General features: G+C 65.3%; 9 protein-coding genes. 4 read left to right on the top strand and 5 right to left on the bottom strand.

The window, feature by feature from the left end; genetic code table 11:
* Position 1 precedes the first annotated feature (1 nt).
* Positions 2 to 1594: an alkaline phosphatase D family protein gene (locus ACETK8_RS14835; protein ID WP_374036604.1), complete on the top strand. Its 1593-nt coding sequence runs from the start codon at positions 2 to 4 to the stop codon at positions 1592 to 1594.
* A 109-nt stretch (positions 1595 to 1703) separates the two neighbouring features.
* Here the strand turns inward: ACETK8_RS14835 and ACETK8_RS14830 are convergent, their stop codons facing one another.
* The 4 genes from ACETK8_RS14830 to ACETK8_RS14815 form a co-directional block, all read right to left on the bottom strand.
* Complete coding sequence (locus ACETK8_RS14830; RefSeq protein ID WP_374036603.1) at positions 1704 to 2396, bottom strand: IS6 family transposase; 693 nt, start codon at positions 2394 to 2396, stop codon at positions 1704 to 1706.
* A 54-nt stretch (positions 2397 to 2450) separates the two neighbouring features.
* Positions 2451 to 3542 carry a thiamine pyrophosphate-binding protein gene (locus ACETK8_RS14825; RefSeq protein ID WP_374036602.1) on the bottom strand — a complete coding sequence of 364 codons (1092 nt, stop codon included), beginning with the start codon at positions 3540 to 3542 and terminating at the stop codon, positions 2451 to 2453.
* A complete protein-coding gene (locus ACETK8_RS14820) occupies positions 3539 to 5479 on the bottom strand; it encodes a bifunctional 5-dehydro-2-deoxygluconokinase/5-dehydro-2-deoxyphosphogluconate aldolase (protein WP_374036601.1) in 1941 nt (646 codons plus the stop codon). The genes ACETK8_RS14825 and ACETK8_RS14820 overlap by 4 nt, the downstream gene beginning before the upstream one ends.
* A 108-nt stretch (positions 5480 to 5587) precedes the next feature.
* Complete coding sequence (locus ACETK8_RS14815) at positions 5588 to 6460, bottom strand: MurR/RpiR family transcriptional regulator (protein ID WP_374036600.1); 873 nt, start codon at positions 6458 to 6460, stop codon at positions 5588 to 5590.
* 138 nt (positions 6461 to 6598) lie between these two features.
* Here ACETK8_RS14815 and iolG point away from each other — a divergent pair, with 138 nt between their 5' ends.
* The 3 genes from iolG to ACETK8_RS14800 all read left to right on the top strand — a co-directional run bounded on the left by iolG (position 6599) and on the right by ACETK8_RS14800 (position 12641).
* Entirely contained in the window at positions 6599 to 7579 is a 981-nt protein-coding gene (iolG, locus tag ACETK8_RS14810) for an inositol 2-dehydrogenase (RefSeq protein ID WP_374036599.1), read from the top strand.
* 220 nt (positions 7580 to 7799) lie between these two features.
* Positions 7800 to 10748, top strand: a complete 2949-nt coding sequence (locus tag ACETK8_RS14805) for a TonB-dependent receptor (protein ID WP_374036598.1) — start codon at positions 7800 to 7802, stop codon at positions 10746 to 10748.
* A 117-nt stretch (positions 10749 to 10865) separates the two neighbouring features.
* Positions 10866 to 12641, top strand: a complete 1776-nt coding sequence (locus ACETK8_RS14800; RefSeq protein ID WP_374036597.1) for a hypothetical protein — start codon at positions 10866 to 10868, stop codon at positions 12639 to 12641.
* Between the two features lie 250 nt (positions 12642 to 12891).
* Here the strand turns inward: ACETK8_RS14800 and ACETK8_RS14795 are convergent.
* Positions 12892 to 14081, bottom strand: a protein-coding gene (locus ACETK8_RS14795; protein ID WP_249341170.1) for an IS3 family transposase whose coding sequence is annotated in 2 segments (ribosomal slippage) — positions 12892 to 13829 and positions 13829 to 14081 — 1191 coding nt in all. Because the reading frame shifts where the segments join, the coding sequence is not laid out codon by codon here.
* Between the last annotated feature and the right edge of the window lie 538 nt (positions 14082 to 14619).

Genomic DNA, 14619 nt, shown 5'->3' with positions numbered 1-14619 from the left:
CATGACGATCCTGCTTGATCGCCGCAAACTCCTCGCGGGCGCCGGCGGCCTGACGCTCTTCGCCGGTCTGGCGTCTCATGTGCCGGCCTGGGCCGCGACCTTCACCGAGAACCCCTTCGCCCTCGGCGTCGCCTCCGGCGATCCCTGGCCCGATGGTTTCGTCATCTGGACCCGGCTGGCGCCCCAGCCTCTGGAACAGCATGGCGGCATGCCGACGACGGCGGTTCCAGTGATCTGGGAAGTCTCCGAGGACGAGCGCTTCACGCACATCGTCCAGTCGGGCGAGGCCGTCGCCCGGCCGGAACTGGGCCATTCGGTCCATGTCGAGGTCGGCGGTCTGAAGCCCCACTGGCGCTACTGGTATCGCTTCCGTCTGGAGGGCGGTCATGCCAGCCGTATCGGCCGCGCGCGCACCGCGCCGGTCGGCGGCATCGTTCCTGGCAGCGCCAGGATCGCCGTCGCCGGATGCCAAGCCTGGACCTCCGGCTGGTACGGAGCCTGGGGGCATCTGAGCCGCGAAGCCGATCTGGACGCCGTCTTCCACTACGGTGACTACATCTACGAGTACGGGGGCGGCCGGACGAACGGTCCGGTCGTCAGGGATGCGGCCGGCAATGTCGTGGTGCGCGACCACGTCGGCGGCGAGATTTACAGCCTCGACGACTATCGTCGCCGCTACGCCCAGTATAAGACCGACCCGGACCTGCAGGACGCCCATGCCGCGGCGGCCTTCGTCAGCTCGTTCGACGATCATGAGATCGACAACAACTGGGCGGACATCCACGACCAGGACGGCACCCCGCCGGAAGCCTTCATCCTGCGCCGGTATGCGGCGATGCAGGCCTGGTACGAGAACATGCCCGTCCGTCGGGCGCAGTTCCCGCGTCCGGGCGGTCTCACCATGTATCGCCGGCTGGACTACGGCGGCCTGTTCCGCATGCACGTCATGGACACGCGCAGCTACCGCAGCGACCAGCTCTGCGCGCGCATGGGCCAGACGGCCTGCCGCCCGGCTGACATGCGGGACGCGACCATGCTGGGCGCGGCGCAGGAGGCCTGGCTCTCGGAGGGGCTGGTGAACAGCGCGCACTGGAACCTCATCGCCCAGCAGGTCTGGGTCATGCCGCTGTTCGATCGTCAGACGGACGGGGCCATCCAGCCTCGCCCCGGCGAAGATACGTGGAACGGTTATCCGGAGGCGCGCCGACGCCTGGTCGATGCCTTCACCGAAAAGTCCCTGACCAATGTGATCGTGGCCACCGGTGACGCCCACATTCACGCGGTGGGGACCGTCCCGCGTCGCGACGATGAGCCGGACGGGCCGGGCGCCGCGATTGAGTTTCTCTCGACCTCCATCTCATCGGGAGGAGACGGCGCTGTGCAACTGACCGAGTCAGCGCAACGTCTGGCCGATGGGAGCCCGCACATCGCGCTGCTCAGGCAACAGCGCGGCTATCAGATCCACGAGGTCACGCCAACGGAGTGGCGGACCGATGTGAAGGTGATCGACCGGGTGCAATCGCCCGGCGCGGAAATCAGCCCCCTAGCTCGTTTCGCCGTGGAACCCGTCGCGGCGAAACTTCACCGGCTCTGAGAGTGCTGTCAGTTTAACACTAACTTGTCTCCACTCTAGGCCGGCTACAGGCCTACGTAGCGCTGTCAGGTTAGCGGCCGCTGGCCACAACTTCCCTGCCGACGAAGATTCAGGCGACTGCTGTCGCCCAAGCCGCATCGGCTCCGGCGCGAAAGCGGCGAAGGGTGTGTCGGCTTATCAGATGACGCTGGGTGTAGAAGGTGTTGTAGATCGCTGCGTGAGTGGTGAGGAAACGCTGGGCTGAGGCTTGGGATTTGAAGAGCTGTTGTTGCCGCTCCCGTCGTCGGATCGGAAGGTGCGAGTTCTCTGCCCTATTGTTCTCTCGTAGTCGGCCCGGACTATGGAGGGTGCGCAATCCGAGCTGGTCCAGCGCCGCCGCGTATGACCCGAGCCCATCGGTGACAATCTTCTCAGGCTGCACCGGTTGATTTCGCAGCAACCGCCTGAGCAGTTTCAGCGCAGCCTCCGTGTGCCGCCGGCGTTGGACAACGAGGTCGAGCACCTCGCCCTCGTCGTCAACGGCCCGCCATAGGAACATGCGCTTGCCGCCTATCGAGCAGACCACCTCATCCAGGTGCCAGCGAGGGGAGGGGACAGGACGAAGCTTCCTCAGCCGTTTCGCGATCTGCGGCCCGAACTTGATGGTCCAGCACCGGATCGTCTCGTAGCTGACCTCGATCCCGCGCGCAGCCATAAGCTCTTCGACGTCGCGGAGGCTAAGACTGAAGCGAAAGTAGAGCCAAACGGCCTGGCGGATCACCGCCGCCGGGAAGCGGTGACGCTTGAAGGACAGCGGCTTCATGATTTCCATCCCCGATCAGGCGCTTAGGTGGCCTAAAGTGGAGACAAGTTAGCGTTAGACTGACAGCACCCAGTCGCCGAGCGCGTAGGACAGTTCGGTCAGCACCTCACGGGCGTCGCCGAGAACCGGACGCGCGTCATGTTTGCCGACGTCGTTCAGGGCGACGTTGATCTGGAACAGATGCTTGCCCGTGAACAGGGTGCGGGAGCCGGTCGTGAAGTCCTGAAGCCGCGTGCCGACGGCGACGATCAGGTCGGAGGCTTCGGCCGCGGCGTTGGCCGCGCTGGTCCCGGCGACGCCGATGGAGCCGAGCGCCAGGGGGTTATCCCAGACGAGGGCGCCCTTGCCGGCCTGGGTCTCCGCGACCGGAACGCCGGTGCGGGCGGCGAGGTCGGCGAGGACGGTCTCGGCTTCGGAATAGAGGACGCCGCCGCCGGCGACGATCAGCGGAGCCTTGGCGGTCTTTAGGGCGTCGATCAGGTCGGCCAGTTCCTGCCGGTCCGGTCGCGGGCGGCGGGTGCGCCAGACGCGGGGTTCGAAGAAGCTCTCCGGATAGTCGAAGGCCTCGGCCTGGACGTCCTGACACAGGGCCAGGGTCGCGGGCCCACAGGTCGCCGGATCGGTCATGACCGCCATTGCACGGGGCAGGGCGTCGAGGATCTGTTCCGGACGGGTGATGCGGTCGAAATAGCGGGAGACGGGCCGGAAGCTGTCGTTGGCGCTGACCGTGGCGTCGGCGAAATCCTCGATCTGTTGAAGCACGGGGTCGGGGCGTCGCGAGGCATAGACGTCGCCCGGCAGGAACAGGACCGGCAGGCGGTTGACGTGGGCCAGGGCGGCGGCGGTGACCATGTTGGTCGCGCCGGGTCCGATCGAGGTCGTGCAGGCCATGGCCCGACGTCGGCGCGACTGTTTGGCGAAGGCGATGGCGGCGTGGGCCATGCCCTGTTCGTTGTGGGCGCGGAAGGTCGGAAGGCTGTCTTCCATCCCGGCCAGGGCCTCGCCCATGCCGGCGACGTTGCCGTGGCCGAAGATGGCCCAGACACCCGCGAAATAGGAAACGACCGTTCCATCGACCTCGACTCCCTGGACGCTCATCCAGCGGGTCAGGGCCTGGGCCATGGTCAGACGGACGGTGCGGCTCATGCGGCGGCTCGGGAGTCGCGGGCGGCGCGCCAGCCGTCGGCGAGGACGCGCAGGTTGGCGGTTAATTGTTGCACCGCGCCGTCGTCGTCGATTTCCTGGCGCAGCCATCGGGCGGCGACGTCCTGGAAGATGGTGCGACCGACGGCGAACCCCTTCACCAGAGAGAACGGGGCGGCGGCGGCGATGCCGGCCAGGATCTCTTCCTGCGGCGCGGACAGGCCCAGAAGGACGATGCCCCGGCAACGCGGATCGTGACGCAGGATGGCGGCCTGACTGGCGGCCCAGGCCTGGGGGTCGCTGGTGGGTTCCAGCTTCCACCAGTCGGGATAGACGCCGAGGCCGTACACATGATCGATCACGCGGGCGATCGTATCACTGTCCACTGGACCATGCTTGGAGGCGATGATCTCCAGCAGGAATTCGTGACGGGTCGTGCGGCAGGCGTCGAACAGGCGCAGGATCTGGCGATCCTGACGCGCGCGCATCTCCGCATCGTCGTCTGGGTGGTAGAAGACCAGGCATTTGACGACGTGATTGATCGGCCATTCGCGCAGGGTGGCGGCGACGTCGGGCGATCCCTCGAAGGCGATGGGGCGTGAGCCGGGCTCCTCGATCGGACGACCGATCCAGTAGGGCAGATCGGCGGCGGCCTCCAGCGCGCGCGCGCCGAACCGGCCGTCCAGCAGAAGGCCGTATCGGCGGTCCCCCTTCGCCATGCGGTCGACGGCTTTGAGGGCGAGGTTCTTGAAGTGGGCGACCGCCTTGGCGTCGCCGACGCCGAGTTCAGCGATCAGGTCCTCGAACTGGCTGCGGTGATCGATGGCCAGCACCGTCAGGTCGTCATGGTCGAGGTGGCGGTTGGACGACCAGTGCAACTGTTCCAGCTCCGCACTGTCGCGCAGTCGATGCGGCCAGGTTCCGGCGAGGAAGACCTGAAGCTCATCCCAAGACGCCATGGCCGGGGCGCAACCGTGACGTGACACGACCAGGGCTCCACAGGCGTTGGCGAGCTCGCAGCAGGTCTCCAGCGGCAGGTCGCGCAGCCAGCCGCGCAGGAAGCCTGCCATGAAGGCGTCGCCGGCGCCGAGCACATTGAACACCTCGATGGGGAAGCCGCGGCCGACCACGCCGTCATCCAGGGAATCGGGAACACCCCCCGGGAAGGCGACGCAGCCTTCCGCGCCGCGCTTGCAGACCAGCAGGGCCGTGGTCCGGGCGCGGATGGCGCGGAGAGCGGCGACCGTGTCGGTCGTGCCGCCCAGAATATGGATCTCCTCCTCCGTGCCGACGATCAGGTCGCACAGGGGCAGGATGCGCTGGAGTTCCTGGGTCACGCGGCCGCTGGCCACGAACCGGTCCTCGCCGTTGGCCTTGGAGGCCAGACCCCAGAGGACAGGGCGATAGTCGATATCGAAGACGACCTGGCCGCCTTGCGCCTTCATCAATTCGGCCGCTTTCAGGCTGGCGGCGAAGACGCCCGGCTGGGACAGGTGGGTGCCGTTGACGAGCAGGGCGCGCGCACGGGCGATCAGGGCCGGATCGATATCCTCGGCGGTCAGCGCCATGTCGGCGCAGTTCTCGCGGAAGAAGATCAGGGGGAAGGTGTCAGGATCGCGGATCCCGAGCACGGCGAGCGCCGTCAGCCGGTCCGGATCGACGATCATGCCCGAGGTCTCGACACCCTCGCGCGCCAGTTCCTCGATCAGGAAGTGGCCGAAATGGTCATGACCCACGCGGGTGATCAGGGCCGTGTTCAGGCCCAGACGCGCGCCGCCGACCGCCGTATTGGTCGGGCTGCCGCCCACGTATTTGGCGAAACTCGCCATGTCTTCCAGCCGTCCGCCGATCTGTTCTCCGTAGAGATCGATGCCGGCGCGGCCGAGTGTGATCAGGTCCAGACTGCGCTGGCTTTCCGATCGGTCGATATGTTCGGCCATGTGTTCTGGACCACTCCCCGTCGTCCAAAACAGCTATTCCATTCGTTCCATGATCGCAATAGCTGTTTCATAAACTGCGACTGCGGAAGGTTCGTTCCATTTCCTGTTTCAGGCCTTGGGAGCTCTTGGGCGGCGGCCTTTTTCCTTCGAGGCCTCGAAGGCGAAATTGATTACGAGGGCTTGGGCGAGACACATGGACGCGGACAGGGAGCGGAATTTCCGCACCTCCGATTCTCGGGTCTGGAGCACCAGATCGGCGGGCTTGGCGACCGGGCTGACCAGACTGTCGCTGATGGCCAGGACCTTGGCGCCGTTCTCGCGCGCGGCCTCGACGATGGCGACGGTCTCCCCGGCATAGGGATGATAGCTGACCGCGATCAGCAAGTCCTGGGGGCCGATGGCCTGGACCTGAGCCATGGCCAGACCCGCGACGCCATCGACGAATACGGCGCGCTTGCCAGCCTGCAAGAGAGAATAGACGAGGTATGAGGCGACGGGGAAGGACCGTCGAAAGCCCACCACATGGACTGTATGAGCCTTGGCGATCAGGTCCACAGCGGCGCGGATCTCGGCGCGGCTGACGGTCTGGAGCAGGTTCTGAAGGGCCAGGATATTGCCCTCGACGAACTCGGCCAGCAGGTCGGCGGGCTTGGCCTTGTCCGAACTGGTGGTCTCGTTCAGCTGGCGGACGCGTTCCGAATAGCCCAGCGCCATGTTGTTCGAGAGCAGGCCGTCGCGGAACAGCCGTTGCATCTGGCTGGCGCCCTCGAAGCCGAAGCTCTTGGCGAAACGAACGATGGTCGAGGGCTGGACGTCGCAGCGTGAGGCGATGACCGCTAGGGTCTCCAGGGCGATGTCGTTCGGTTCGTCCAGGATATAGCGCGCGATCTGCTTGAGCCGCTTGCTGAGGCTTTCATAGCGAAGGACGATCTCGGCGCAGAGTTCATCGGCGGTGGCCGGCGCGACGGGGGCTTTCGACATGCGGGCGCCTCTGTTGTTCTGCAAACGGAATATCCGTTCGATTTTTGGAACGCAACTCTCGCGCCGGGCCGGCGACCTCGCTAAGGTGGCGATGTTCCAAACGTGAACCATCAAGAATTTTCGTTACAAGAGGAAGCCATGCACGGGATAGCCTTGATCGGGGCCGGGCGGATCGGACGGATCCATGCGGCCAACATCGCCGCCAACTCGCGGTTGAAACTGGTCAGCGTCGTCGATCCGACGGACGCGGCGGCGGAACTGGCCAGCCAGTACGGGGCTAACGTCGCGACCGTGGACGAGGTGCTGGCGGACCCGGCCATCCACGGCGTCGTCATCGCCAGTTCGACCGACACCCATCTGGACTACAGCCTGGCGGCGGCCCAGGCGGGCAAGACCGTCTTCTGCGAGAAGCCTCTGGATCAGGATCTCGAACGTGCGCGGGGCGCGGGCGATGCCCTGGCCGCGATCGGCGCCCAGGTCTTCCTCGCCTTTAACCGCCGCTTCGACGCCAACTTTGCCGCCCTACAAGCTCGGTTGAAGGCGGGCGAGGTCGGGGCGCTGGAGACCCTGCACATCATCAGCCACGACCCGGCGCCGCCGCCGGCGACCTACGTCGCCACCTCGGGCGGCATCTTCAAGGACATGGTGATCCACGACTTCGACATGGCGCGCTGGCTGCTGGATGAACCTGTTACCGAGGTCTTCTCGACCAGTTCGGTTCTGATCGATCCGGAGATCGGCAAGGCGGGCGACGTCGATACGGCCAAGACCATCTTGAAGACGGCGTCGGGCAAGATCTGCGTCATCTCCTCGAGCCGCCGCAGCGGCTACGGCTACGACCAGCGGATCGAGGCCTATGGCTCCAAGGGCATGATCCGCGCTCAGAACCAGCTGGAGAGCACGGTCGAAACATGGGGTGAGGGCGGAGCCTCCGCCGACCGGTTCCAGAACTTCTTCCTGGATCGCTACGCGGTGGCCTATGCGCGCGAGATCGCTCATTTCGCCGACATACTGGACGGCGCCGCTCCGCTGATCGATCAGGTTGACGGGATCGCCGCCCTCGAACTGGCCGAGGCGGCGCAGAAATCGGCGACCGAGGGCGTCATCGTCCGCTTCTAGTCGTTTCATTCCGATCGTCGAAAGGCCGCGCCATCTCTATGACGCGGCCTTTCTGCTTTGAAATTCCAAATGTGTCCCGTTCCAAAAAATGAAATAGAAAGGACAGCATTGACACAATATGAAAATCCTATTCTAACTTTCGCCACAACGAGTCACGCTCGGAAAAGAGCGGATGGGGAGGTAGATCGATATGGTTATTCGTTCGCGTCATTGCGTCTTGATGTCTGCGCTGCTCGGCGCCACGGCGCTCACCAGCGTCCCGGCTTGGGCCCAGACAGCACCCCAGACGTCGGCCTCGCAACCGCCTCAAACTTCGCAGCCTGCGAGACCCCAGCCCGAGGCCGACCAGGACGACGAGACCCAGGTCGATGAGATCGTCGTCACCGGCTTTCGCCAGAGCTACGCCAACGCCATTGCCGCTAAGCGCAACGAGGACTCCATCACCGACGGGATCTCGTCGGACGGTTTGGGTCGTTTCCCCGACCTGAACGTGGGTGAGGCGCTGCAGCGCGTGCCGGGCGTCCAGATTAACCGTGAGGCCGAGGGCCGCGACGCGACGATCAACCTGCGTGGCCTGCCGGGCTCCTTCTCGCGCCTGACCATGAACGGCGTGGCCTTCGCCGAGCCGATCCTGCGCGATTCCGCCCCACTGGGCGCTTTCAACTCCGACATCTTCTCGGCCATCGTGGTCAACAAGTCGCCACTGGCGGACGCGCAGAGCGGCGGTCTGTCAGGCAACATCGACCTCCAGATCGCCCCCGCGCTCGGCCGCACGGACGGCGGCTTCCTCAAGGTCGCCAGCGAGTACAACGAACTGGGCGAGACTTACTCGCCGGCCGCCACCATCGGCTACAATCACCACTTCAGCGACGATTTCGCGGTCTTCGGCACTCTGGCCTATCGCCACGAAAACTTCCGCCGCGACTCCATCCTGTTCAACAGCTACGCCGCCTTCACCCCGGCCCAGGCCAATGCGAACCCGTTGCTGCGTCCCTACTACGCGACCTCCGCCGCTTGCCCGACCTGCACGGGCGCGACCTCGACCGCCGGCGTCCTCTACGACGCCCAGCACCGTCAGTATGTGCGCCTGAACGAGGGCGACATGTACACCGGCGCGGCCGGCGCCGAGTATCGTCTGAACGACCAGACCCGCATCGGCGTCGCCGGCTTCTACTCGGACCGCGATCTGCCGCTGACGACTCAGTATCTGCTGATCACCTCGAACAACCTGTCCAGCGTCCTGACGGCCAACTCCGCGCCGATCCGCCTGGATGACGGCCGCTATCTGGTCGAGGACTTCAGCTTCTCGAACGCCGACTTCAACTCGTCGACCCGCGGCTTCAGCCAGAAGCAGAAGACCTGGGGCTTCAACGTCACTGGCGAATGGGACAGCGGCGACGGCTGGGTCGTCAGCGGCATCGCGGCTATGTCGCGCGCCGAGAACGACTCGGTCGAAATCTCCGTCGATTTCAACACGCTCCAGACGGCGGCCGGCAACGGCCTGACCGGCCGTCTGGTCACGGGCGGCGACAACATCGACAACCACATCTACGTCCAGAACCCGAATCCCGCGGTCTCGGTGAACGGCATCAGCACCGGGGTCTACGGCGGTGTCACCGCCTCGGGGGCCTTCTTCGACAACGCCAACGCCGCCCTCCGTCGAAACCGCTTCAACTTCCAGGGCACCCAGACCTTCGGCCGCAACGCGCTGGAGACCGCCCGCATCGACGTCGAGCGCGATCTGGACAACGGCTTCCTCAGCGGCTTCCAGTTCGGCTTCGTCTATGAAAGCCAGGAGTTCGAGGCTGAGGGCTACCGAATCAATGCCTATGGCCTGCCGATCCAGAACGTCACGGCCGACTTCCTGGTCGAAGCGCCCTTCGCCAACGACTTCTTCAACGGCCGCGGCGGCCAGCCGACCAACAACTGGCAGGTCGTCGACATCCAGCGCGCGGTTTCGGCCTTGCGTCCGGTTGCCGTTTATCCGGGCGCCCAGCTTTCCCCGTCGGGCTATAACATCAACTACGCCAACAACGCCTACGCCCTGGACAACTTCACCAACGGCACGGACCTGCTCAGCGCCTACGGCCAGGTGAAGTACGACTTCGACGTCGGCGGCATGCCGGTCCACGGCAACGTCGGAGTGCGCTACGAGTCGGCGGAGAACACGGTCGACGCCCTCACCCGGGTGACGATCACCAACACTGTCGGCGCGCCGTCGGACTTCGTGTCCCGTCGCTACGTGCAGGAGTACGACAAGGTCCTGCCGTCCTTCATCGTCATCGCCGAACCGACCGAGGACATCGTCCTGCGCGCGGCGGCCTACAAGAGCTACGTCCGGCCCCAACCGCTGCAGTTCTCGCCGAGCACGGTCGTCAGCCAGCCGTCGACCAACGGGATTTACACCGTCACCCTCGGCAACCCGGGTCTGGAGCCCTACGACGCCACCTCGTTCGACTTCTCGGCCGAATGGTACAACCGCCCGAACAGCATCATCTCGCTGGCCGCCTTCACCAAGGAGATCACCGGCCTGATCGGCCCGATCACCGATCGCGCCCAGCTCTGCCCGGCGGACGGCGGAGGCCTCGGCATCGGCACCTTCACCATCAGCGGCGACCAGTGCCTCAGTAGCCTGACCTTCCAACTGGGCGGCGTGACCCAGCCCTATCAGGTGGTCATCTCGGGCAACACGAACCAGCCCAATCCGATCACCGTAAGCGGCATTGAGCTGAACATGCAGCAGTCTTTCGACTTCCTGCCGGGCTTCCTCCGCCACACCGGCGGCGGGTTCAACTATGCCTACACGACGGTCGACGGGACCACGGTCACCGGCGCGCCGGCCACCCTGCCTGGCGTGTCGGAGCATAACCTGAACCTGATCGGCTATTACGAGACGGACCGTTACGGCATACGTTTGGTCTACAATCTGCGCAGCGAATACGATCTGGCCTCGACCGCCAGTTTCACCGGCGCGGCGCGTCAGGTGCGGGCCCGCGGCCAGATCGACTTGTCGGCGTCCTACAACATCACTGACACCATCAGCCTGGGCTTCGACGCCTACAACCTGACGGACGAGATCCGTGTTGAGTTCGAGAACCAGGAAAACCTGCCTCGCCGTGCTGACTACGACGGCCGGACCTATACGCTGACGCTGCGCGGCAGCTTTTAGGTCGAGACCGGACTTCCTCCCCGAAGCGCCCCGGTCGTCGCCGTTCGCGACGGCGGCCGGGGTCGATCGGACCTGTATTCGAATCTCAAGCCTGAGGCTTGGGCAAGGAGAGCCGCCATGCGTCGTCGTACATTCCTGGCCGGAACCGCCGCCGTTGCGGCCATGGCGGGCGCCCCGACGTTCTCCCTGGCCCAAGGACGGGATACGGCCACTCTGTCGCTGTTGACTGCGGCGGCCGATCAACTGGCGACGACGGCGCTCGCCACGCCCAGCGGTGCGGGCTACGGCGGCGCCCGGGGCACCCTGCGCCAGATGCGGCGCCTAGTGACCGTTTTCATCTGGCCGGACTCGCGTCATTTCGAGAGCCGGGCCCTGGTCCAGCCGATCGAGACCCTGCTGGCCCGCGTCGAAGCGGCCCAGCATGACGACGGCACCTTCAGCGGCGGCAACCGCCACTCGCCGCCCGACTCTGCCTTCCTGATCGAAGACATGGCCACCGTTCTGGGCGCGCTGAAGACCAGCCGCCACCCGATCGCACAGGACATGTCGGCCCGTCTGGTCGCCATGATGAAGAAGGCGGGTCCACCGTTGCGCACGGGCGGCATTCACACGCCCAACCATCGCTGGGAGCTGTCGGCGGCCCTGTCGAAGATCGACAAGGTCGACCCACACCCGGCCTACCGCGAGCGCGTCGATGAGTGGTTGGCCGAAGGCATCGATATCAACGCCGAAGGGATCTACTCAGAACAGAGTTCCAACTACGCCCAGGCGGTCAGCAACCCGTCTCTGCTGCGTCTGGCGCACATTCCGGGACGAGAGGGGCTACGCGCCCTCGTGCGCCGCAATCTGGAGGCGACCATCGACCTATCCGAGCCCTTCTACGGCGACGTTGAAACGATCCTGTCGCGTCGTCAGGACCAGGCCCAGACCAAACAGACCCTGCACACCTACTACCTCCAATTCCGCGAACTGGCGCAGAGGGACAACGACGCTCGCTTCGCCGGCGTCGTGCGTTGGATCGAACAAAACGACCCCAGCCAGCTAGGCGATTTCCTAACGGACTTCTTGGACCAGCCCGAACTGGCCTGGCCTTTGCCCGCGCCTACGAGTCCGTTCGTCGATCTTCAGCGCAGGTTCGAGACGGTGAACCTGGTGCGCGAGCGTCGGGGGGAGACGACGGCCAGCTTCTGGGCCGGCAGCGACTGGTTCGTCGATGGCGAGCCGTCGGACTTCTACAATCGGATCGGTTCGGGCATCGCCACCAACCCGACCCTGATGCGGCTCTGGAAAAGCGGGCTGGTCATCGAGGCGATCCGCCTCACGCCCAACTTCTTCAGCATGGGTCATTGGCGGCCCTCGGCCGTCGCGGTGGATGCGGCGGGCGTTGTGCGTCTGAGCGGCGAGATGCGGGTGCCCTATTACCTGCCCATGCCCGCGGCGCAGCGCGATCCCAACGGCGAGTACGCGCTTAGCCGCTCGGTGGATGGCCGCTTCAACAGCGCGCTCGACTTCAGCCACCGTCCGGCCCAGTTCCGCGTCCTGTCGCTCAACATGACGGCCACGCCGGAAGGGGAGGGCTATCGCCTCCTGTTCGAGGCCGGCGGCGAGAACGAGGTCGAGGTGTCTATCGAGATCACCCTGCGCGACGGCGGAACGCTGGAAGGCGGCCGGCCGCTGGAGGACGGCGGCGTCCATCTGGTCGAGGGCCAGGCCACGTATGTCGTCGGCGACGAGCGGCTGGTCATTGGCCCGGGCAACGGCGACACCCCCGTGATGATGTCGGCGGGTGAGCAATATTCCTGGGCGAGGGGCCAACTGACGCTTCCGGGCAAGCGGCTCTACGTTACTGGCACGACGCCCCTGCGCCACGAGATAAGGCTCTCCTTCGGTTGAAAGGGATCGAGCGAGACTCTGGGCACGTATCGGCACATCCACGTCCTCGAAGTGCCAACCTGTCTCGCTTCACAGAATGGCGCTTAGGCGCAAATTCGCTAGGGGAGGCATGTCCGCTTTGGGCTCATTGCTGACATTCGCAAGGTCTGCTTTCGGCGCTGCCCGGAGTGACGCCGCCTTGAATTCGCTGCGGGCTCGTAGCTGACCTTTAGAATAACTGCAGTAGGGCCGGTGACGTGACCCCCGTTTCTCATCCAGCCATAACGAGAGTCCTTTGGTGATCTGAACTGGGGTTGGTGGGGTTGGCAAGAGGCCGGTCAGCGCAGCCTCCAACCAGCGCAGCGGACCGGCCGATCTTTCCGCTGAGCGCATCTGCGTAGGCCTGCGGCGTCAGCCAGCCGAGCTTCGAGTGCGGCCGGGTTTCGTTGTAGTCGCGCCGCCAGGTTTCGAGCACCGCACGGGCGTGCGGCAGGGATCGGAACAGCGTCTCGTTCAGCAGCTCGTCACGCAGACGGCCGTTGAAGCTCTCGTTGAAGCCGTTCTGCTGAGGCTTGCCCGGCGCGATGTAGTGCCAGCCCACACCGGCGTCGTCGGCCCAGGCCAGGATGGCGTTGGACGTGTATTCCGTGCCGTTGTCGCTGATGATCGTCTCGGGTCGCCCGCGTCGCAGGATGATGGCGTCCAACTCGCGCGCCACCCGTCGCCCTGACAGCGAGGTGTCGGCGACGAGCCCGAGGCACTCGCGGGTGCAGTTGTCGATCACCGTCAGGATGCGGAAGCGCCGCCCGTCCGTCATCTGGTCGGACACGAAGTCCAGCGACCAGCGCTGGTTTGCGACCAGAGGAATCTCCAGCGGCCGCCTTGTGCCCATCGCGCGTTTGCGCCCGCCGCGCCGACGCACCGTCAGCTTCTCCTCGCGGTAGATCCGCTGGACACGCTTCTTGTTGACCGCATGGCCCTCGCGCCGGAGCATCACGTGCAGACGTCGATAGCCGAACCGCCGACGCTCCTGGGCCAGGGCCTTCAGCCGATCGCGCAGGGCGCCGTCGTCCGGTCGCGTCGCCTGATAGCGCACGCTCGTCCGGTCCACGCCCAGCACCCGGCAGGCCCGCCGTTCGCTCATCCCGTAAGCCGACTGCAGGTGCGCCGCCGCCGCTCGATGCGCAGCGGGCGTCACCACTTTTTTCCCAGCAGATCCTTCAGCGCGACGTTGTCCAGCATCGAGTCCGCCAGCATCCGCTTCAGCTTGGCGTTCTCCTCTTCCAGCGCCTTCAGCCGCCGGGCCTCCGACACGTCCATGCCGCCATACTTGGCCTTCCATTTGTAGAAGGTCGGCGAGCTCAGCCCGTGCTTCCTGCACAGATCCGCCACCGGAACACCGGCCTCCTGCTCGCGCAGGATCCCGATGATCTGCTCTTCCGTAAACCGTGATCGCTTCATTCTGTCCGTCCTTTCGAGGGGCGGACTCTAGCTATTCGTGGAGGAGTTTCAGGGGGTCACGTCAGCGAGTTTGCGCAGCAGAACGGGCAGTTCGCTGCGGGCGGGAAGTTCGGACGCCCAACCGTCCAGATCGTTCGGTGTGATCTTCATCGACGCACTCTCGTGGTCTCATTTTGTTCCCCTTCGCTCGAAAGTCCAGACGGGGCGATCGGATAGCCCGACAGCCGGTGCTCCGCCGTAGCTGCTGCCGACTGACCGAGACAAAACGGGGGACGGCCGAACGTCTGCTTTCCGCTACGATCTCGATGTCTGCTTCTCTAATCGGGCATGGGGGTCAAGCTGGTTTTGATCGTCGGCCTGATCGATCACGCGGGTCACGCTTCTCTTCGCAGTCTGGTGGCTCCTTTCGAGCGGAGCCGCTGCACGCATGCATGGGATCAGGGTCTGGAGAGCCTCGCTTTTGGACGCGCTCGGAGCGCAGCAGACATTTTCGGCTTCATCCATCCCGTCGTCCGCATGGGACGATCCGGCCAGGATC

It is taken from the genome of Brevundimonas staleyi, assembly GCF_041893865.1.
Lineage (GTDB): Bacteria > Pseudomonadota > Alphaproteobacteria > Caulobacterales > Caulobacteraceae > Brevundimonas > Brevundimonas staleyi.
This window is presented reverse-complemented; position numbering and strand designations above follow the sequence as displayed.

Excerpts from the sequence above, each read along its gene's own strand:
- ACETK8_RS14820 (WP_374036601.1), bottom strand. The coding sequence starts at position 5,479 with ATGGCCGAACATATCGACCGATCGGAAAGCCAGCGCAGTCTGGACCTG.
- ACETK8_RS14805 (WP_374036598.1), top strand. The coding sequence starts at position 7,800 with ATGTCTGCGCTGCTCGGCGCCACGGCGCTCACCAGCGTCCCGGCTTGG.
- iolG (WP_374036599.1), top strand. The coding sequence starts at position 6,599 with ATGCACGGGATAGCCTTGATCGGGGCCGGGCGGATCGGACGGATCCAT.
- ACETK8_RS14800 (WP_374036597.1), top strand. The coding sequence starts at position 10,866 with ATGCGTCGTCGTACATTCCTGGCCGGAACCGCCGCCGTTGCGGCCATG.
- ACETK8_RS14815 (WP_374036600.1), bottom strand. The coding sequence starts at position 6,460 with ATGTCGAAAGCCCCCGTCGCGCCGGCCACCGCCGATGAACTCTGCGCC.
- ACETK8_RS14830 (WP_374036603.1), bottom strand. The coding sequence starts at position 2,396 with ATGAAGCCGCTGTCCTTCAAGCGTCACCGCTTCCCGGCGGCGGTGATC.
- ACETK8_RS14835 (WP_374036604.1), top strand. The coding sequence starts at position 2 with ATGACGATCCTGCTTGATCGCCGCAAACTCCTCGCGGGCGCCGGCGGC.
- ACETK8_RS14825 (WP_374036602.1), bottom strand. The coding sequence starts at position 3,542 with ATGAGCCGCACCGTCCGTCTGACCATGGCCCAGGCCCTGACCCGCTGG.